An 18,724-nucleotide genomic window follows, 5' to 3' on the forward strand; every position below is an offset into this window, starting at 1 on the left:
CTGAAGTCCCTCCTACAAAAGACAGCCATGGCATGCATCACCCATTGCCCGTGTAGGAGCGGCTTCAGCCGCGACAAACGAATCCGCAACCCGACCGATCCCGAAAGCAGTCGGGACTGAAGTCCCTCCCACAGAAGGCAGGCAGGCGCCTTGCCTCGCCATCGAGCCAGCATCGCGACGCGCGTCCAGCATCAGCCGACAAACGCCCACCGCAAACCCTTCACTTGCCCAACAACCCCAGCAATGCCTTCGCCGCCGCCTCGGACGAAGCCGGGTTCTGGCCGGTGACCAAGTGGCCGTCCACCACAACGTGCACGCCCCAATCGGCGCCCTTCTCGTACAGGCCGCCGAGCCGCTGGAACTCGTCCTCGATCAGGAACGGCACCACATCGGTCAACCCGACCGCCGCTTCCTCGCCGTTGGTGAAACCGGTGACGCGGCGGCCCTTGATCAGCGGCGCGCCATCGGCGGCGCTGACCCGGCGCAGCGCGCCCGGCGCGTGGCAGACGAAGCCGATCGGCTTGCCGGCGCGCGCGAACGCCTCGATCAGCGCGATCGACGTGCGGTCTTCGGCCAGATCCCACAGCGGGCCGTGGCCGCCGGGATAGAACACGCTGTCGTAGTCGGCCATCTGCACCTCGGCCAGCGGCCGCGTGCTCGCCAGCTGCCGCTGCGTATCCGCATCGCCCTTGAAGCGCTGCGTGGCGGCGGTCTGCGCGTCGGCCGCATCGCTCTTCGGGTCCAGCGGCGGCTGCCCGCCCTTGGGCGAGGCCAACGTGATCTCGGCGCCGGCGTCCTTGAACACGTAGTACGGCGCGGCAAACTCCTCCAGCCAGAAGCCGGTCTTGTGGCCGCTGTCGCCGAGGCGGTCGTGCGAGGTCAGCACCATCAGGATCTTCATGCGGATGTCCTTCTTTTGCGTGGAAACGGTGGCCATGCGCAGGCAGGCCAGGCGCGCAGTATCGGCACGCGCGCATTCGCGACAAGTGAGCGCGACGCGGTGGCGTTCAGGCGCCTTCGGCGCTGTCCAGCTGATCCATGCGAATGCGATTGGCAAACAGCGAGAACGCCAGCATGCCGGCCAGGCCGCTGGCGCGCGCGACCCACGTCGGCAGCCAGCGCGGCGGCGCCAGCACGCCGGCCTCGAACAGCGGCGCGAACGCGGCCACGTCCTCCAGCGCCATCTTGCCGGCAAACAGCCAGCGGCACAGCGGCAGGCGATCGCGCTGCAAGGCCTGGCGGAAGAACGTGTGCACCGACACCAGCCCGCGCAGATACACGGTGTCCTTGGTGAAGGCGGCACCGCCGCCAGTCGGCACGCCGCGGAACACGCGCTGCGCCGAAGAGAAGCTCTCCGCCGGCGACTGCCCGGCCGCATCGAAATAACGAAACACCTCGACGAAATCGGCACCGTCGCGCGCCAACGCGATCGCCTCGATGCGCAGGCTGATCCGCTTCATCCGCGCGATGTCGATGCTGCCGGTGATCTGCTCGGCGAAGGTCGCCAGTCCCTCCTGGGTCGCGGTGACCCGCGGCGACGACAAGGCCAGACTCGGCAGCTGCGCCTGCTCGCGGCCGTTGAGCGCGGTCAGCGAATGCACCAGCGCCTCGTGGTGGAACAGCTGGGCGCGGTCGTAGTCGCTGAACGAGGCGCCGGAGCGCAGGCGGATGCGGTGCGCGCCGGCCGCGGCCTTGGCCAACAGCTCCGGATCCAGCTCGACCGCGATCACCCGCGCACCGAAGAATTCGTCCAGGTCGCGCTGCAGCAGCAGGCGCAGCGCGCTGGCCGACACCGGTACCTGCTCTTCGGCCGACAGCAGTTCGCGATCCAGGTCCTGCGCGATATGGATGAAATGGCGCGCGGCGTCGCGGGTGGTCGGCCCATGCCCGGGCATCGGATCTTCCGGCACGCCGAACAACTGCGCCGAATACGTGCCGACCGCAGGCGTGCCCAGCGACTCCAGCAAGGCCGCGGCCAGATCCCAGCTGTGCACCGAAGCCTGCAGATAGGCACCCAGCGGATGCGCCGGATCGGCCGCCTGCGCGATCGCCGCCAGCTCGCGGCGCGTGTCGGCGAAATCCAGCCGCGGGTACTGCACCTGCGGCAGCTGCGGCTGGCCGCGCGCCACGCTATCCAGGAACGGCGCCTGCACTGCCGCCGGCCAGCTCGCCAGCGCCAGCAGGCGGATGCCGCGCACCGCCTTGACCAGGCGCGCATCCAGCGCGGCGTGGTGCAGGATCTCGGCAGGCAGCGTGGTCATCGCGAGCGTGGCGGGCGGACGCGGCCGGTCAGCGGCGCTGGTTGCGCGGCGTCGGCCGCTTGCCGCCCGGCTTGCCCGCGCCGGGCCTGCCCGACCTGGCCGCGTCCGCGTTCTGCGCCTGGCGCTGCGCCAATTTGGTGGCGGCGCCGGCGACTTCGTCGCGCAGCTTCATGTAGTTGGCCAGCCGCGCCTCCTCGATGTCGCCGCGCTCGATCGCCGCCTGCACCGCACAGCCCGGCTCGGCCTGGTGCGCGCAATCGTTGAAGCGGCACTGCGCGGCCAGCGCCTCGATGTCGGCGAACCCGCCTTCGGCCAGGTCTTCCTCGCCGGTGGGCTTGAGCTCGCGCATGCCCGGCGTGTCGATCAGGCAGGCGCCGGACGGCAGCGGCAGCAGCGCCCGGTGCGTAGTGGTGTGGCGGCCGCGCGAATCGTTCTCGCGCACCGCCGCGGTGCGCATCTTCTCCACCCCGAGCAAGGTGTTGGTCAAGGTGGACTTGCCGGCGCCGGACGAGCCAACCAGCACCGCCGTGCGCCCGGCCCCCAGCCACGGCCGCAGCGCCGCCACGCTGTCGGCGTCCTTGGCATTGACCGTCAGCAGCGGGATCGACTGCGCGGCCAACTCCTCCAGCACCGCCAGCGCATCGTCGGCGTACTCGGTGAGATCGGCCTTGGTCAGGATCACCACCGGCTCGGCGCCGCCGCCGCCGACCAGCAGCAGGTAGCGCTCAATGCGCCGCGGATTGAAGTCCGCATCCAGGCCGCAGACGATGAACACCGTATCGATGTTGGCCGCGATCACCTGCTGGTGATAGTGCTCGCCGGCCGCGCCGCGCTTGATCGCGGTGCGCCGCGGCAGCAGCGCCACGATGCGCTTGTCGTCCTCCAGCAGCACCCAGTCGCCGACCGCGGCGCGCTCGTGGCTGGGGAAGCGCGGCCGCTGCCATTCCGGCAGCGACTCGACCTTGAAGCCGGCGTCCACCGCATCGGCCACCACATAGCCGGTGCGGTGCTGCTCGCTGACCCGCGCCGGCCGCGCCAGCGGGTGCGCGGCCATCGCCGCCAGCCAAGTTGGTTCTTCCGGCATGCCGGGCCAGGGCCAGCCGATGGGGCGCAGCGCGTCGAAGTCGATCTGGGGGGAAGTCATGGGCGGATTCTAGACGGTGCGGGCCCCGGCCCGGCCGCCGTGTCACATTTCCGTTACCATGCCGGTTCCACGCCCCCACCGGCCTATGCGATGCCCAACCTGCCGATCAAGCCGCTCGCGATCCGCGAACGCCTGTCCGAAGTCCGCTACGAAATCCGCGGCGAGCTGGCGCGGCGAGCCCGGGAGCTGGAGGCGCAGGGGCGCAAGCTGATCAAGCTCAACATCGGCAATCCCGGCGCGTTCGGGTTCCGCGCGCCGGAGCATCTGCAGCGCGCGATCGCCGACGACATGGGCCGCACCGATCCCTATACCCATCAGCAGGGCCTGCCGGAGGCGCGCGAGGCGATCGCCGCGGCCTATGCGCGGCGCCAGCACCCGGACGCGCATCCGGACCGCATCTTCATCGGCAACGGGGTCAGCGAGCTGATCGACCTGTCGCTGCGCGCGCTGCTCAATCCCGGCGACGAAGTGCTGGTGCCCTCGCCCGACTACCCGCTGTGGTCGGCCGCCACCATCCTCAACGACGGCCGCCCGGTGTATTACCGCTGCGCGCCGGAGAACGGTTTCCAGCCCGATCCAGTGGAGATCGAGACGCTGGTGTCCTCGCGCACCCGCGCCATCGTGCTGATCAATCCGAACAACCCCAGCGGCGCCAGCTATTCGCGCGAACTGCTGGAGAAGATCGTGGCGATCGCGGCCAAGCACAACCTGCTGCTGATGGTCGACGAGATCTACGATCAGGTGCTGTACGACGGCGCCGACTTCGTGCCGGTCGCGCCGCTGGCCGGCGAGCACCCGTGCATCAGTTTCGGCGGCCTGAGCAAGGTGCACCGCGCCTGCGGCTGGCGGGTGGGCTGGGCGCTGCTGTCCGGCGCCGCCGAGCGCGTCACCGAATTCCGCAACGCGATGGACCTGCTCGGCGCGCTGCGCCTGTGCGCGAACGTGCCGGGCCAGTTCGCGATCGACGCCGCGGTCAACGGCCCGGATACGATCTCGCCGCTGTGCGCGCCGGGCGGGCGCCTGTACGAGACCCGCCGCGCGGTGGTCGACGCCTGCGCGGCCAGCGAGCACCTGGCGCTGGTGCAGCCGGCCGGCGCGCTATACGCGTTCCCGGCGGTGGTCGGCGCGGCCGCGCGCAGCTTCGACGACCACGATTTCGCGCTGGAGCTGATGAACGACGAAGGCGTGCTGGTGGTGCCCGGTTCCAGCTTCAACGTGCCCTACCGCCACCATTTCCGGGTGACCCTGTTGCCGGAAGCGGCGGTGATGCGCGAGGTATTCGCGCGCATCGACCGGGTGCTGGCGCGCCGCGCCGAGGCGGCGACCAAGGTGGTGCCGCTGAAGCCGCGCAGCGTGGCTGGGGGGCGGTGAATCGGGAATGGGGAATCGAGAATGGGTAAGCGTTGAGGCGTTGCTGCGATTTCCGATGCCGGTGACCCGGCCGTCTTCGGTGCCGTCGCGATGAGCCAGGCCAGCTTCGCCACGCTCCACCATGCCCCGCTGCGCTACCTGGCGCTGGGCGATTCCTACACGATCGGCGAAGGCGTGGCCGACGCCGGGCGCTGGCCGCTGCAACTGGCCGCAGCGCTGCGCCGGGACGGCATCGCCATCGCCGATCCGCAGATCGTCGCCACCACCGGCTGGACCACCGACGAACTGGCTGCCGGCATCGATGCCGCCGCCCCGCAAGGCCCGTTCGCGCTGGTAACGCTGCTGATCGGGGTCAACAACCAGTACCGCGGGCGCGCGCTCGACGCCTACCGCGAACAATTCGCCGCGCTGCTGCACCGCGCGATCAGCTTTGCCGACGGCCAGCCGCGGCGGGTGCTGGCGGTGTCGATCCCGGACTGGGGCGTGACCGCGTTCGCGCAGACGCCCGAACACGATCCGGCACTGATCGGCAAGCAGATCGATGCGTTCAATGCCGCCGCGCAGGCCTGCTGCCAGGCGCGTGCGGTGCGCTTCGTGGATATCACCGCGGCCAGCCGCGAAGGCGGCGGCAGCGTCGCGATGCAGGCCGCCGACGGCCTGCATCCCTCCGCGGCGATGTATGCGCGCTGGACCGGCCTGCTGTTGCCTGCGGCGCGCGATGCGTTAGCCTAGCCGGGTACGACGCCCCGCTGCCAAGGACCGACATTGCGCGACGCCAGCACCATCCAGCCCATGACCCGCCCGCAGGCACTGGCCATCGCGCGCGCCTTCCTGCCGACGCATCCGCTCGGCAATCGCTACGACTACTACTACACCCGCACCAAGCTGCGCACCGATCCGCTCTACCCCGGCGTGCTCGCCGCGCTGCGCGGCACCGACGCGCCGGTGCTGGACCTGGGCTGCGGCCTGGGCCTGCTCGCGCATGCGCTACGCGCCGACGGCCAGCGCCAGCGCTACCACGGCGTGGACATCGACGCGGCGAAGATCCGCCGCGCGATCCGCATCGCCACGCGCAGCGCACTGCACGACACCCGCTTCGAGGTGGTCGATCTGGGCCTGACCTGGCCCGAGCACAGCGGCAGCGTCGCGATCCTGGACGTGCTGCAATACCTCAACGCCAGCATGCAGACCAGCCTGCTGCGCAGCGCGGCGAAGATGCTCACGCCCGGCGCCAGGCTGGTGATCCGCAGCGGCCTGGGCGACAGCAGCGGCCGCAGCCGCACCAGCCGCATCACCGACGTGCTCGCGCACCTGGCCGGCTGGATGCAGGAAGTGCCCAAGTGCTATCCCACCCGCGACAGCCTGGAACGCCAGCTCGGCGACGCCGGGTTGCGCGCCACGTTCGCGCCGCTGTACGGCAACACCCCGTTCAACAACTGGCTGATCGTGGCCGAACCGCGTTGACGCAGCCGGCCACGCGCCGCTCTCGCCCGCAACAACCAGGACAGCGCCACCTGGACCGCACACGCAATGCCGTCGCCAGACGCCGGCTACCCGGCGACGCAAAAACGCCGTGCATCCACGCGCCGCATTCCAGGACCAATGCCGGTGGCAGATGCGTACGACGTTTATACTGCCGCGCCGTCGCTGGCGCAGCGGCAGCACCGAGCGCAGTCCACGGATGGAAATACAGGACTCGGCGATGTGTCGCGTCCCTCTCATGCAGCGCGAATGCGCCGACCTACCTGACCCCATCCGCCGCTGCGACCACTGCCGCGGCACTGCCTGCCGACGCGGCCAGCGCAACGCATGCAAGCCACATCGCCCCGGTCCTGCGCCCAGCGGCGACGACACCATCCTGCCCCCTCGGAGTTCCCATGACCGCCCCAACGCTCCCGCCCTATTCCGGCCTCGGCATCGCCTCGTTCGCGGTCAGCCTGATCGCCGCGGTGCTGACGCTTGTCCTGGTCGGCATCTGCGCGGCACTGGTCTATTCCCAGCCCGGTAGCCTGGACGACGACTCGCCGCTGGCGATGCTGGTCGGCATGGCGATGCTGATCGGCATCGTCGCCGAGCTGGCCGCCGCGGCGCTCGGCATCGGCAGCCTGTTCCAGCGCGACCGCAGGAAACTGTACGGCGTGCTCGGCCTGATCTTTGCGATCGCGACCCTGCTCGGCGGCGCCGCGCTGATCGTGTTTGGACTCATGCAAGGCGGCTGAGCCCTGGCGGGAAGCTACGCCACGGCCTCGCACCGAGATTGCACAGCTGCCGCCATGCTGCCATCGCGCGCGCGGTGGGTCCGGCAAGGGCACTTGGCGGGAATCAGTGCGGCAGGATGCCGACCAGGCCCTTCTGGCGCATCGCCTGCAACACACCTTCCACGATCGCCACGTTATGCCCATGCGCCGCGCCCTCGTGTAGCAGCACGATCGCGCCGGGCGTCAGGTCGCGCACGATGCGCGCCACGGTCGCGGCGGGATCGCAGTGCACGCCGTCGAAGCCGCGCGCGCTCCAGGCGACCCGGGTCAGGCCATGCGCGCGCAGCGGCGCGGCGACGAACGGATTGGTCATGCCCACCACCGAGCGGTACCAGCGCGGCGCGGTGCCGGCGATGGCGGCCAGCGCCTGCTGCGCCTGGCCGATCTCGCGCGCCATGCGCCGCGGCCCCAGCGCCCAGAACCAGGCCTGCGGGTGGCTGTGGCTGTGGTTGCCGATGCCGTGGCCGCGACGCAGGATCTCGCGCACCAGCGCCGGGCGCGCGGCGGCGCGGGCGCCGACCAGGAAGAAGGTGGCCTTGGCCTGGTAGCGGTCGAGCACCTCCAGCAGCGGCGCGGTGTCGTCGGAAGGGCCGTCGTCGATGGTCAGCCACACCTGCGGCGCGGTGCCGGGCAGGCGGCTGAGCACCGGCGCGTACAGCCAGGCCCGCGGCAGGAACACCGGCAACAGCAGGGCCGCATGCGAGGCCAGCAGCGCCGGCAGCCCGATCCGCCAGCCCCAGTTCCACCAGATCGCCGCGACCAGCGCCTGCGAGGCCAGCGCCAGAGGCAGCCAGCGGTACGGGTGGCGGGGGACACGCTGCAGCGTTTCCGGAACTGTCATGCCCCATGATGCCATGCGGCGTAGAATGTCCGGTCCGACTCAGCGACCGAAATCACTGCCATGTCCCTCGATCCCGCCCTGCGTTCCCGCATCGAAACCTTGCTCAGTTCCAACCGCGTCGTGCTGTTCATGAAAGGCCAGCCGAGCATGCCGCAGTGCGGCTTCTCGGCCAAGGCGGTGGGGGCGCTGAACGAACTGGGCGTGGATTTCGCCCACGTCAACGTGCTGGCCGACCAGGACATCCGCGAAGGCATCAAGGCCTATGGCGACTGGCCGACGATCCCGCAGCTGTACGTGGACGGCGAACTGGTCGGCGGCAGCGACATCATCCTGCAGATGGCTGGCAGCGGCGAGCTGAGCGAACTGCTCGGCGTGCAGGCGCCGGACCGCACCCCGCCCTCGATCACCATCACCGACGCCGCCGCGGAAATGCTGCGCGGCGCGCTGGCCGACGCCCCCGGCGCGACCCTGGCGCTGGCGATCGATGCGCAGTTCCAGCCGAACTTCCAGCTGGCGCCGACCGACCCCAACGCCATCGCCGCCGAGTCCAACGGCCTGCGCGTGCAGTTCGACCTGGCCAGCGCGCGCCGCGCCGACGGCATCACCATCGACTGGGTCGACGACCTGCGCGGCCGCGGCCTGGCGATCGACAACCCGAACGCGCCCAAGCCGGTGCAAGAGCTGAGCGTGCGCGACGCCGACGACCAGGTGCGCGCCGGCGGCCTGATCCTGGTGGACGTGCGCCCGCCGGAAGAGCGCGCGATCGCGTCGCTGAACGTGCCGTTCCGCACCCTGGACGGCGACCAGCGCGCGCAGCTGGAAGCGCTGCCGAAGGACACCGCGCTGGCGTTCCTGTGCCACCACGGCGGGCGCAGCGCGCAGGCCGCCGAGCAGTTCCGCGCGCTCGGCTTCAGCCGCGTGCACAACGTGGTCGGCGGCATCGATGCCTGGGCCGATGAGGTGGACAACAGCGTGGCGAAATACTGAGCCAGCGGCCCGCGGCGCAGCGGCATCACCGTGGGCGATCCAGAGGGTCGCCCATTTTTTTCGATCCGGTTTTTGCGCCTCCGGGGAGGAAGCAAGCCGTGGCGCGCACAGTGAAACGCTGGAGCGTGGTCCTGATCGGCCTCACTGCCCGGCCTGCCGCCACCGCGCCGAACGCACCGACGCCGCAGACGATGCTCTACGTCGCCCCGGTCTCGGACGAGGCGAAGGCGATGCGCTACATCCCGGCGCGCAACGCGCCGTCGGAAGAAACCGAACTGGGCGCCTGGCGCGGGCTGAAAAAGCCACTGCGGGTGTTCGCCGACGGCACCGAGAACGGCGTGGCGACGCCGCTGGCGTTCTCGGTGCACCTGGTCGATGGCCAATGGCGCAGCGACGACCTGGTCGGCGGCGGCTGAGCGCCGTCGGCCGCAGCAACGCTAGGCCGCACCCTGTAGGAGCGGCTTCAGCCGCGACAGGTTCTGCCCGTAGCGTCTGTCGCGGCTGAAGCCGCTCCTACAAGAGCGTGGGCGCCGGCGCTACTCAACCGGCGAAACCGCCCTCGTCCAGAAACCGCTGCTCGTCCTGCGTGCTGTCCCGCCCCAGCGCCGCATTGCGATGCGGGAAGCGGCCGAAGCGCTGGATGATGTCCTCGTGCTGCGTGGCCCACTGCAGGCTGTCGGCATCGCCGAGCGCACTGAACAGCTCCACCGCCTCGCGCTGCAATGCCGCGTCTTCGGCGTGCTCGTACGGCAGGTAGAAGAACATGCGCAACGCCGGCTCGACCTGCTGGTCGTAGCCGGACGCCAGCGCCCGATGCGTGTAGTGCCGGGCCAGGCCATCGGTGGCGTAGGCATGCGCGCTGCCGCGGAAGGCATTGCGCGGCACCTGGTCGAGCAGCAGCAACAGCGCCAGCGCGCCCTCGGCGCTGTCCATCCACGCCGCGTATTCGTCGCGCGCCGCAACGTGATGCGCGTCGAGGAAATGCTGGCGCACGTTCGCGTCGAACGATTCGTTGGCGGCGAACCAGCGCTCGCGGCCGGCGCTGCGCCAGAACTCCACGACATCGCACGGCAGGGTCTCGGTCATTGCAGTTCCATCGATCGGCAATCGGCCTCTATACCCGATCCGGCGTCGGCATGCGGTGTGCGTTGCAGCGCGGCCGGCGCGCGGCGGCGGCCGCCACGCACTTGGCAAGCGCGCCGGCTCGAGCTAGCGTGCGCAGGCGGCGCCAACGCTGCATTCATCATCCGGGGAAAATCTGATGCGTCATCTGTTGCTCGCCTGCCTGGGCGTGGCGCTGTGCGGCCCTGCCGCGGCCGCCTCGCGCTTCGTCGAAGACCCGTATCCCAGCACCTACCGGCCGCTGGCGTCCACGCCGGTGCTGATCGAGCACGCCACCGTGCTCACCGGAACCGGCGAGCGCCTGGACGATGCCGACGTGCTGCTGCAGGACGGCCGCGTGCAGGCGGTGGGCCGCGCGCTCGCCGCCCCGGCCAACGCCACCCGCATCGACGGCCACGGCAAGTGGGTCACGCCCGGCATCATCGACGTGCACTCGCACCTGGGCGTGTACGCCAGTCCCGGCGTCAGCGCGCACAGCGACGGCAACGAGATGACCGCGCCGGTGACGCCCAACGTCTGGGCCGAACATTCGATCTGGCCCCAGGATCCGGGCTTCGGCACCGCACTGGCCGGTGGCGTCACCTCCCTGCAGGTGCTGCCGGGGTCGGCCAACCTGGTCGGCGGCCGCGGCGTGACCCTGAAGAACGTGCCGGCCACCACCTACCAGGCGATGAAGTTCCCCGGCGCGCCGTGGGGCCTGAAGATGGCCTGTGGCGAAAACCCCAAGCGCGTGTACGGCGAGAAGGGCGGCCCGGCCACGCGCATGGGCAACGTCGCCGGCTACCGCGCCGCGTTCATCGACGCCAGCGAATACCTGCGCAAGAACACGCCGAAGAAGAAGGTGCCGGAAAAGCGCCATTGGTGGAGCCGCGGCGCCGGCGACAACGACAGCTCCGGCGACAGCGGCGGCAAGCGCGACCTGAAACTGGACACCCTGGCCGGCGCGATCAACGGCGACATCCGCGTGCACATCCACTGCTACCGCGCCGACGAGATGACCACCATGCTCGACCTGGCCAAGGAATTCGGCTTCAAGATCGCCGCCTTCCACCACGGCGTGGAGGCCTACAAGATCGCCGACCGGTTGGCCAAGGAAAACGTCTGCGGCGCGCTGTGGGCGGACTGGTGGGGCTTCAAGATGGAGGCCTTCGACGGCATCCAGGAGAACATTGCGCTGGTCGATCGCCCGGCCAACGGCTGCGCCATCGTGCATTCGGATTCGGAGGAAGGCATCCAGCGGCTCAACCAGGAAGCGGCCAAGGCGATGGCCGCCGGGCGCCGCGCCGGCATCGCCATCGCGCCCGAGCGCGCGATCCGCTGGCTGACCAGCAACCCGGCCAAGGCGCTGGGCATCGAGAAGCAGACCGGCTCGCTGGAGCCGGGCAAGATGGCCGACGTGGTGGTGTGGAACGGCAGCCCGTTCAGTTCCTATGCGCTGGCCGAGAAGGTCTACATCGACGGCGCGCAGGTCTACGACCGCACCGACCGCCGCCTGCAACCCACCTCCGACTTCATGCTCGGCCAGGAGGCTGCCCGATGAGCCGCTCCGCTCCGCGTCCGCGCCGCCTGGCGCAACGCCTGCTCATCGCCGCCTGCCTGCTCCTGGGCAGCGCGCCCGCCTTGGCCCAGGACGTGCTGATCCGCGGCGCCACCGTGCATACCGCCAGCGCCCGCGGCACCCTGCAGAACGCCGACGTGCTGGTCCAGGGCGGCACCATCCGCGCGGTCGGCAGCGGCTTGTCGGCACCGGCCGGCGTCGCCGTGGTCGAGGCCAGGGGCCGCCCGCTGACCCCGGCGCTGTTCGGCGGCATCACCGAAATCGGCATCGAGGAAGTGTCCGGCGAGTCCTCCACCGTGGACAGCGCACTGAGCCTGCCGCACGACCAGCCGATGCGCCCGGAGTTCGACGTGACCCTGGCCTACAACCCCGACTCGGTGCTGATCCCGGTCGCGCGCGTGGAGGGCATCGGCTTCACCGCGCTCGGCGCCAACAGCGGCGGCGCCTTCATCGCCGGCCAGGGCGCGGTGATGCGCCTGGACGGCGGCGCCGACCCGATCGGCCCGCGCGCGCTGTACCTGCGCCTGGGCAGCGACGCGCTGGAACTGAGCGGCAAGTCGCGCGCCGCGCAGTGGATGCTGCTCGACCAGCTGGTGGCCGAAGCGCGCGGACGCATGCCGGCCGACTCGCCGCATGCCTTGCTGACCCCGGCCGGGCGCACCGTGCTGGCCAGGTACCTGGCCGGCCAGGGCCGCATCGTGGTGGCGGTGAACCGCGCCGCCGACATCCGCCAGCTGCTGCGCTGGGCGCAACGCGAGAAGCTGCGCATCGCCATCGCCGGCGGCGACGAGGCGTGGAAATTGGCGCCGGAACTGGCCAGGGCGCAGGTGCCGGTGTTCGTCAACGCGCTGGACGACCTGCCGGCCAGCTTCGACCAGATCGGCGCCACCCTGGAGAACGCCGCACGCCTGCACGCGGCCGGCGTCGCGGTGAGCTTCACCCAGGGCGGCGACGGCTCGCCCAACGCGCGCAAGCAGCGCCAACTGGCCGGCAACGCGGTCGCGCACGGCCTGCCCTGGGACGACGGCCTGGCCGGCCTGACCCGGGTCCCGGCCGAAGCGCTGGGCGTGGGCGACAGGCTGGGCAGCATCGCCCCCGGCAAGCTCGCCGACCTGGTGCTGTGGGAAGGCGATCCGCTGGACGTGGCCCACTACGCCGAACAGGTCTGGCTGGGCGGCCGCGCAATGCCGATGCGTTCGCGCCAGACCGAACTGCGCGACCGCTACATGCAGCCGGCCGGCGCGCTGCCGCGGGCATACACGCAGTAACGCGGCGCCGAGCCTGCGCGCGCTGCATGGCGCTGCCGATTCGGGCAGCGCCATGCCGCGCACCACAGCGGCCGCAGCGCAGGCCGCGCTGCGCAAACGCCGCGCGCCGATGCCGCCAGCGTGAACCCTGCCGCGCGCGGCGAACGGCCATCGCCACAGCGCGAAGGTGAACGTCTTGGCGGACGCGTGCAGGGTCGCCTGCCGAGCGCTGAACACGTGCACCGCGCCACATCCAAACGCCATGAACGGCGCTAGCCTTGCGCACGCCCTCCCCGTCTCGATGCGAACGCCTGCATGCAACGCCTGCTCTCCCTGCTCCTGTGCTGCTGTGTTTTCTGCGGCCCCCTGCCCGCCGCGGCGCAAAGCGGAAACTTCGGTGTCACCCGCAGCGGCAAGCGCATCGTCGTCGATAGCGGCGCCCACCTGGTGTTCAGCGTGGACGCCGGCGACGGCGACATCGTGTCGATGCGTTACGACGGCAGCGAGCTGCAGAGTCCCCACGGCAAAGGTTCGCAGATCGCCTCCGGCCTCGGCACGGCCGAAGTCACGGCACGCACCATCGGCGACACCATCGTGGTCTCGGCCAAGGCCGGCGACCTGACTCAGTACTACATGGCGCGCAAGGGACGCGACGCGCTGTACATGGCGACCTATGCGCCCACGCTGCTGCCGATCGGCGAACTGCGCTTCGTCACCCGGCTCGATGTCGCCAAGCTGCCGAACGCCGAGCGCGAACCCGACTGCAACGTCGGCGAGGCGATCGAGAGCAACGACGTGTTCCTGCTCCCCGATGGCCGCACCAGTTCCAAGTTCTACTCGGCGCGGCGCGCGATCGACGACGCCATGCATGGCGTCAGCGGCCCCGGCGTGGCGGTCTACATGCTGATGGGCGATCGCGAACGCAGTTCCGGCGGCCCGTTCTTCAAGGACATCGCCACGCAGAAGACCGCGGCGACCCACGAACTGTACAACTACATGTTTTCCAACCACACCCAGACCGAACCCTACCGCGGCGGCCTGCATGGCGTGTACGCGCTGCTGTTCACCGATGGCGGCGCGCCCTCGGCCGCAGCCACCGATCTGGGCTTCGTCGATGCGACGCTGGGGCTGCAGGACTTCCTGGACGAAAGCGGCCGCGGCGCGGTAGCCGGCCGCGTGTCCGGCGTCGCCGCCGGGCAACCGGCGCGGGTCGGCCTGAGCAACGGCGACGCGCAGTACTGGGCCGCGGCCGCGGCCAACGGCATGTTCCGGATCGACGGCGTGCGGCCGGGACGCTATCGCATCACCCTGTACCAGAACGAGCTGGAGGTGGCGCAGAACACGCTCGAGGTGTATGCCGGCGCGACCGCGCAGGCGGCCTTGCAGGCAGCGCCGCAACCAGGCCAGGTGCAGTGGCAGATCGGCGTACCCGACGGCACGCCGGGCGGTTTCCGCAATGCCGCCCTGCTCGCCAGCGCGCATCCTTCCGACACGCGCATGGCGCCCTGGGGTCCGCTGGTGTACCGGGTCGGCAGCAGCGCCATCGGCGATTTCCCGGCCGTGCAGTGGCGCGGAGTCAATACGCCCACCCGCATCGAATTCGTGTTGGCCGCCAACGACGTCCGCGACTACCGGCTGCGCCTGTACATCCCGCTGGCGCAGGCCGACGGCCGCCCGCAGGTGCGGGTGAACGGGCGCTGGAACGGGCCGCTGCCATCGGTCCCCGTGCAGCCGGACACCCGCGGCATCACCCGCGGCACCTACCGCGGCAACAACACCGTGTACGACATCGACATCCCGGCCACGGCGCTGCAGGCCGGCGTCAATGCGCTGCAGATCGACATCGCCTCCGGCTGGCCCGACAACGGATTCCTCGCCCCGGCCCTGGTCTTCGACAGCGTGCAATTGCTGGCGATGTAGGCCGCGCGGCGACTCATCGCGTAGAGATCATCAGCGCCGTTTTCGCTACGCCGCACGGACATGGCGAGTGTCCGCGCGGCATCGCCCGCTCAATGCGCGTTGATGGCCGCGCTGACCTTGGCCCAGCCATTGCCGCGCACCACCTCGAAGCCGGCCTCGACCACATGCAGATACAGCGCGTTGCTGTAGCGGCCGTCCTTGCTGCGGTTGGCCTGCAGCCAGTTCAGGAATGGCTTGACGTCGACGTTGAGCTTGCCGCTGGTGGGCAGATTGGGTTGCCCGGCGGTGCCGTGCGGGATGAAAGTGTAGACGTAGTAGCCGGCGGCGCTGTTGTCGCCTTCCCACAGGTCGAAGGTATAGCCGCCGGCGGTGAGCACGTTGCTGGCGCTGGGCAACCCGACCGGATAGGAGTTGTTTCCGCCCCAGATCATCACTTCCAGCTGCGGCACGCCCTTGCTGGTGTCGCGGCGGAAGAACAGGTCGTAGGCGAAATCGCCGTCCAGGTTGCTGCCGCCGGCACTGTAGGTGAACTTCACCGGGATCGTGCTCAGCGACGCCACCTGCCGCGGGAACAAGGTATCGCTGGTCGGGTTCCAGTCGTAGTGCCAGCCGCGCACGATCGCCGGATACCCGTACAGGCTGGAATTGGCGAAATTGAAGGTCACCGTCAGTTCCGGCGTGCTGCCGGTGCCGAACGTGCCCTGGATCCCGTTGTTGGGGTCGTTGAAATTATTGACCCATGCGTAATGGTTGCCGAAGACCTTGTAAGGCCCGGCCAAGGCCAACGGCGCGGCCGCCAGGCACGATACCGCGAACAACGCCTGCAACAGGCGCCGGCGCAACGGCACCCGCGGCGCGGCGGCGCGCGGGTGCAATGCGGCGATTGGAGCGATCTGGACATCATGCATGTTCGGTTTCTCCCAGGAGGTCGGCAGGCACGGCAGCAAAGGTGCTGCCGCGGCGGACTCTAGCAAGACCGTCGCGGCGCGAGCTATGCGAAGAAAACGTCGCGGCATGCGCTGCGGCAATAGCGCTACGCGATCGACGCCTGCAGCGTGCGATCGACCACAGTTCCCAGCCGCCGCCGAGATGGACGACAAGGCATTGTCTACCGCGGCGCCCAGCGCACCGGCGGCGGCGCCCCGCGCCACGGGCGCATGCACTGCAATGCAGCACGACGCGCCGCATCCATGCAGGCCGACGCGTAAGCTGGGCACGTCCAATCGCGACGTTCCCCCCGGCGTCTGCGCTAACCTGGCCGGTACTGACGAAGCGCAACGCCGGAGGGGGCCAGATGCGTATCGGGATCGTGGTGGATTCTGCCTGCGACTTGCCGCAGGACTACATCGCAAACAACAACATCGTGTTGCTGCCGATCAGCGTGCGCATCGGCGAGGCGGTGCTGGCCGACCATCGCGACGAGGAAGCCACGCTCAGCTTCCTGCATGCGCACGTGGCCGAGCACGGCGCCGAAGCGGAGACCATTCCGTTCAGCGTGGCGCAGATCCGCGAGCTGTTCCTGGGCCGGCTGGTGATCGACTACGACCACGTGTTCTGCATGACCATCACCAAGACCCGCAGCCCGATCCACCAGCATGCGCTGCAGGCCAGCTTCGCCATCCTCAACGACTACAAGCCGATCCGGCAGGCCGCCGGACACACCTCGCCGTTCGCGCTGCGGGTGATCGACACGCAGAACCTGTTCGCCGCGCAGGCGGTGACCGCGGTGGAGGCGGTGCAGCTGCGCGCGGCCGGGGCCAGCGTGCAGGCGATCCGCGAACGGCTGGAGGCGCTGGCCGGCAACGTGCACGGCTACATGGTCACCCGCGACCTGTACTACATGCGTGCCCGCGCGCGCAGCAAGGGCGACCGCAGCGTCGGCCTGATCAGCGCCGCGCTCGGCACCGCGCTGGACATCAAACCCGTACTGCACGGCTATCGCGGCGAGACCGCAGCGGTGGCCAAGATCAAGGGCTTCGATGCCGCGGTGCAGAAGCTGTTCGCGTTCGTCGGCAAGCGCGTCGCGGCCGGGCTGATGACGCCGACGCTGTGCCTGAGCTACGGCGGCGAACTGAGCGAACTGCGCGCCCTGCCCGGCTACGCGGCGTTGCGCCAGGCCTGCGCGACGCACGCGGTGGAGGTGCTGGAAAGCGTGATGAGCCTGACCGGCATGGTCAACGTCGGCAAGGGCGCGATCACCCTGGGCTTCGCCGATGGGCCGCATGCGTTTGCCTAGCCGACGCGGGCGAGCCCTGTTGTTGTAGGAGCAACTTCAGCCGCGACAAACTACCGATAGCATCTGTCGCGGCTGAAGCCGCTTGTGTCTGGAGATTGCTCTACAGTTTGAGTGGAGAGCGATGTGCGGCACGCCGACAGGCCGTAGTGTTCAAGCACGTGTAGGAGCCAGGGCGGCCGCACATCGACCTCGTTGCCTAGCCCGAACAGTTGAACGAGCGTTCGCTCGAACTTCACAAGCGTGGGCAGCGACGAGGTGGCTCTCTCCTGTCCCCCAGTCTACCTAACGCTTATGCCTCTTTGGATCGGTATCGATGTGGCCAAGGACACCTTGGCCGTCCACGTGCTTCCCCTGGACCAGTTGCTGTCCTTTCCCAATACCGCCCAGGGCCACCAGCGCCTGTGCGACCACCTTGCCGGGCACTGCGTCGGCAACGCGCTGCTGGAGGCCACCGGCGGCTACGAACGGGCGGTGATGACGGCACTGGCCACGGCAGGGATCCCGGTGACCCGGATCAATCCGCGCCGGGCACGCGCTTTCGCCACGGCCTTGGGCACAACCGCCAAGACCGATCCGCTGGATGCGGCCTTGCTGGCGCGCATGGCTCACCTGGTGCAAGCGCCCGCGCCGGCTCCCGATCCCTTGCGTGAGCAACTGCGCATGCTGGTCCAGCGCCGCGAGCAACTGGTCCAGCAACGTGACGACGAGCGCCGTCGCTTGCATCAGGCGACCCTGGCCATGGTGCGCGCGTGCCTGATCGAGCAGATCGGCGACGTGCGCCGCCGTATCCAGCGGATGAACCAGGCGATCAAGCAGGTGCGGTGCCAGCTCGACGATGCGCTGGCGCACGCCCTGGGCACGGTCCCGGGCATCGGCGAGGTCACCACCGCCAGCCTGATGGCCTATCTGCCCGAACTGGGGACGCTGGATCGTCGCCAGATCGCGGCCCTGGTCGGCCTGGCTCCCTACAACGTGGACAGCGGGCAGCACTGCGGCAAACGCCGCATCCGCGGCGGGCGTGCCACGATCCGACGAGTGCTGTACATGGCCTGTTGGAGCGTTGTGCGCACTCAAGCCTCCTTCAAGGAGCGTTATCAACAGTTACGGGCACGCGGCAAGCCCGCCAAGGTCGCCATCACCGCATGCATGCGCGTGCTGCTTATCCGACTCAACGCCATGGCACGAGATCGCACACCATGGCGTGAGGTTATCGGATGAGAAGACAGTTGCTCCTACAACGTCAACGGCGTAGACAGCCCACTCACGACGCCGCCTGCTAGGCTGCGCCGCACCGTTCCACACAGAGACCGCCATGGCCGTGACCTATTCGATCAGCTTGCCCGACCCCGCCCGCGCACGCGGCAGCGAACCCACGCTCAGCTTCAGCGCCAACGGCGCCGACGCCTTCGCCGAGCAGTTGCAGCAGGCCTTGAGCAGCCCCGCCTGGTTCGAGCGCTGGCGCGCGCTGCAGCCGGAGCCGGACGACGTGGATCCATCGTTGGGCGTGGTCGATCCGGCCGCCACGGTCAGCGGCAAGCAGGACGACCTGCGTATCGACCTGGTCGCCACCACCAGCATTCCCGGCGACATCCTCAAGCAACGCCTGCGCCTGCTCGCCGGCAGCGGCTGGGAACTGCGCAACGTGCGTTGAGCGTGCCGCCGCCGCGTGTCCGCGACGATGTGGATCGGCTAGAGCATTCTTGGTACAGGCGATGACACCTGTGGGAGCGACTTCGATCACGACAGGCCTTGCTGGAGAAGTCTGTCGCGGCTGAAGCC

At 69.8% G+C, this 18,724-nt stretch carries 18 protein-coding genes; 12 read left to right on the forward strand and 6 right to left on the reverse strand.

The window, feature by feature from the left end; genetic code table 11:
* Positions 1–220: 220 nt before the first annotated feature.
* From KHF85_RS15720 to rsgA, 3 genes are all read right to left on the reverse strand, one after another.
* Complete coding sequence (locus KHF85_RS15720) at positions 221–901, reverse strand: type 1 glutamine amidotransferase domain-containing protein (protein WP_284569572.1); 681 nt, start codon at positions 899–901, stop codon at positions 221–223.
* Between the two features lie 106 nt (positions 902–1,007).
* Positions 1,008–2,261, reverse strand: coding sequence for a flavohemoglobin expression-modulating QEGLA motif protein (locus KHF85_RS15725; protein WP_284567381.1), 1,254 nt, complete (start codon positions 2,259–2,261; stop codon positions 1,008–1,010).
* A 28-nt stretch (positions 2,262–2,289) separates the two neighbouring features.
* A complete protein-coding gene (gene rsgA, locus KHF85_RS15730) occupies positions 2,290–3,405 on the reverse strand; it encodes a ribosome small subunit-dependent GTPase A (protein WP_047325258.1) in 1,116 nt (371 codons plus the stop codon).
* A gap of 90 nt (positions 3,406–3,495) precedes the next feature.
* Here rsgA and KHF85_RS15735 point away from each other — a divergent pair, with 90 nt between their 5' ends.
* The 4 genes from KHF85_RS15735 to KHF85_RS15750 all read left to right on the forward strand — a co-directional run bounded on the left by KHF85_RS15735 (position 3,496) and on the right by KHF85_RS15750 (position 6,995).
* Positions 3,496–4,776 (forward strand): pyridoxal phosphate-dependent aminotransferase, encoded by a 1,281-nt coding sequence (locus KHF85_RS15735; RefSeq protein WP_284569573.1) that lies wholly within the window; start codon positions 3,496–3,498, stop codon positions 4,774–4,776.
* Positions 4,777–4,866: 90 nt separating this feature from the next.
* A complete protein-coding gene (locus KHF85_RS15740) occupies positions 4,867–5,508 on the forward strand; it encodes an SGNH/GDSL hydrolase family protein (protein WP_284567382.1) in 642 nt (213 codons plus the stop codon).
* Positions 5,509–5,568: 60 nt separating this feature from the next.
* Positions 5,569–6,240 (forward strand): class I SAM-dependent methyltransferase, encoded by a 672-nt coding sequence (locus tag KHF85_RS15745; RefSeq protein ID WP_284569574.1) that lies wholly within the window; start codon positions 5,569–5,571, stop codon positions 6,238–6,240.
* A gap of 413 nt (positions 6,241–6,653) precedes the next feature.
* Entirely contained in the window at positions 6,654–6,995 is a 342-nt protein-coding gene (locus KHF85_RS15750) for a hypothetical protein (protein ID WP_284567383.1), read from the forward strand.
* 103 nt (positions 6,996–7,098) lie between these two features.
* Here KHF85_RS15750 and KHF85_RS15755 read toward each other — a convergent pair whose 3' ends face one another.
* Entirely contained in the window at positions 7,099–7,890 is a 792-nt protein-coding gene (locus KHF85_RS15755; RefSeq protein ID WP_186008229.1) for a polysaccharide deacetylase family protein, read from the reverse strand.
* Between the two features lie 45 nt (positions 7,891–7,935).
* Between KHF85_RS15755 and grxD the strand changes: the two genes are divergently transcribed.
* Positions 7,936–8,862 carry a Grx4 family monothiol glutaredoxin gene (gene grxD, locus KHF85_RS15760; protein WP_284567384.1) on the forward strand — a complete coding sequence of 309 codons (927 nt, stop codon included), beginning with the start codon at positions 7,936–7,938 and terminating at the stop codon, positions 8,860–8,862.
* A 98-nt stretch (positions 8,863–8,960) separates the two neighbouring features.
* Positions 8,961–9,278, forward strand: a complete 318-nt coding sequence (locus KHF85_RS15765) for a hypothetical protein (protein ID WP_284567385.1) — start codon at positions 8,961–8,963, stop codon at positions 9,276–9,278.
* A 124-nt stretch (positions 9,279–9,402) separates the two neighbouring features.
* Here KHF85_RS15765 and KHF85_RS15770 read toward each other — a convergent pair whose 3' ends face one another.
* Complete coding sequence (locus KHF85_RS15770; RefSeq protein WP_284567386.1) at positions 9,403–9,948, reverse strand: DUF924 family protein; 546 nt, start codon at positions 9,946–9,948, stop codon at positions 9,403–9,405.
* Between the two features lie 175 nt (positions 9,949–10,123).
* On the opposite strand from KHF85_RS15770, the gene KHF85_RS15775 reads away from it, so the two are divergent.
* The 3 genes from KHF85_RS15775 to KHF85_RS15785 all read left to right on the forward strand — a co-directional run bounded on the left by KHF85_RS15775 (position 10,124) and on the right by KHF85_RS15785 (position 14,709).
* On the forward strand, positions 10,124–11,524 hold the full coding sequence (locus KHF85_RS15775) for an amidohydrolase (protein WP_284567387.1): 1,401 nt from the start codon (positions 10,124–10,126) through the stop codon (positions 11,522–11,524).
* Positions 11,521–12,810 (forward strand): amidohydrolase family protein, encoded by a 1,290-nt coding sequence (locus tag KHF85_RS15780; protein WP_284567388.1) that lies wholly within the window; start codon positions 11,521–11,523, stop codon positions 12,808–12,810. The genes KHF85_RS15775 and KHF85_RS15780 overlap by 4 nt, the downstream gene beginning before the upstream one ends.
* Before the next feature lie 294 nt (positions 12,811–13,104).
* Complete coding sequence (locus KHF85_RS15785) at positions 13,105–14,709, forward strand: rhamnogalacturonan lyase B N-terminal domain-containing protein (RefSeq protein ID WP_284567389.1); 1,605 nt, start codon at positions 13,105–13,107, stop codon at positions 14,707–14,709.
* A gap of 89 nt (positions 14,710–14,798) precedes the next feature.
* Here the strand turns inward: KHF85_RS15785 and KHF85_RS15790 are convergent, their stop codons facing one another.
* The gene (locus tag KHF85_RS15790; RefSeq protein ID WP_284567390.1) at positions 14,799–15,617 is read right to left on the reverse strand and encodes a GH12 family glycosyl hydrolase domain-containing protein; all 819 of its coding nucleotides are present in this window, start codon (positions 15,615–15,617) and stop codon (positions 14,799–14,801) included.
* Positions 15,618–16,003: 386 nt separating this feature from the next.
* Here KHF85_RS15790 and KHF85_RS15795 point away from each other — a divergent pair, with 386 nt between their 5' ends.
* From KHF85_RS15795 to KHF85_RS15805, 3 genes are all read left to right on the forward strand, one after another.
* On the forward strand, positions 16,004–16,945 hold the full coding sequence (locus tag KHF85_RS15795; protein ID WP_284567391.1) for a DegV family protein: 942 nt from the start codon (positions 16,004–16,006) through the stop codon (positions 16,943–16,945).
* A 291-nt stretch (positions 16,946–17,236) separates the two neighbouring features.
* Positions 17,237–18,163: an IS110 family RNA-guided transposase gene (locus tag KHF85_RS15800; protein WP_284566813.1), complete on the forward strand. Its 927-nt coding sequence runs from the start codon at positions 17,237–17,239 to the stop codon at positions 18,161–18,163.
* A gap of 94 nt (positions 18,164–18,257) precedes the next feature.
* Positions 18,258–18,596: a hypothetical protein gene (locus KHF85_RS15805; RefSeq protein ID WP_064538668.1), complete on the forward strand. Its 339-nt coding sequence runs from the start codon at positions 18,258–18,260 to the stop codon at positions 18,594–18,596.
* Positions 18,597–18,724 lie beyond the last annotated feature (128 nt).

Source organism: Xanthomonas graminis pv. graminis (assembly GCF_030168915.1).
Lineage (GTDB): Bacteria > Pseudomonadota > Gammaproteobacteria > Xanthomonadales > Xanthomonadaceae > Xanthomonas_A > Xanthomonas_A translucens.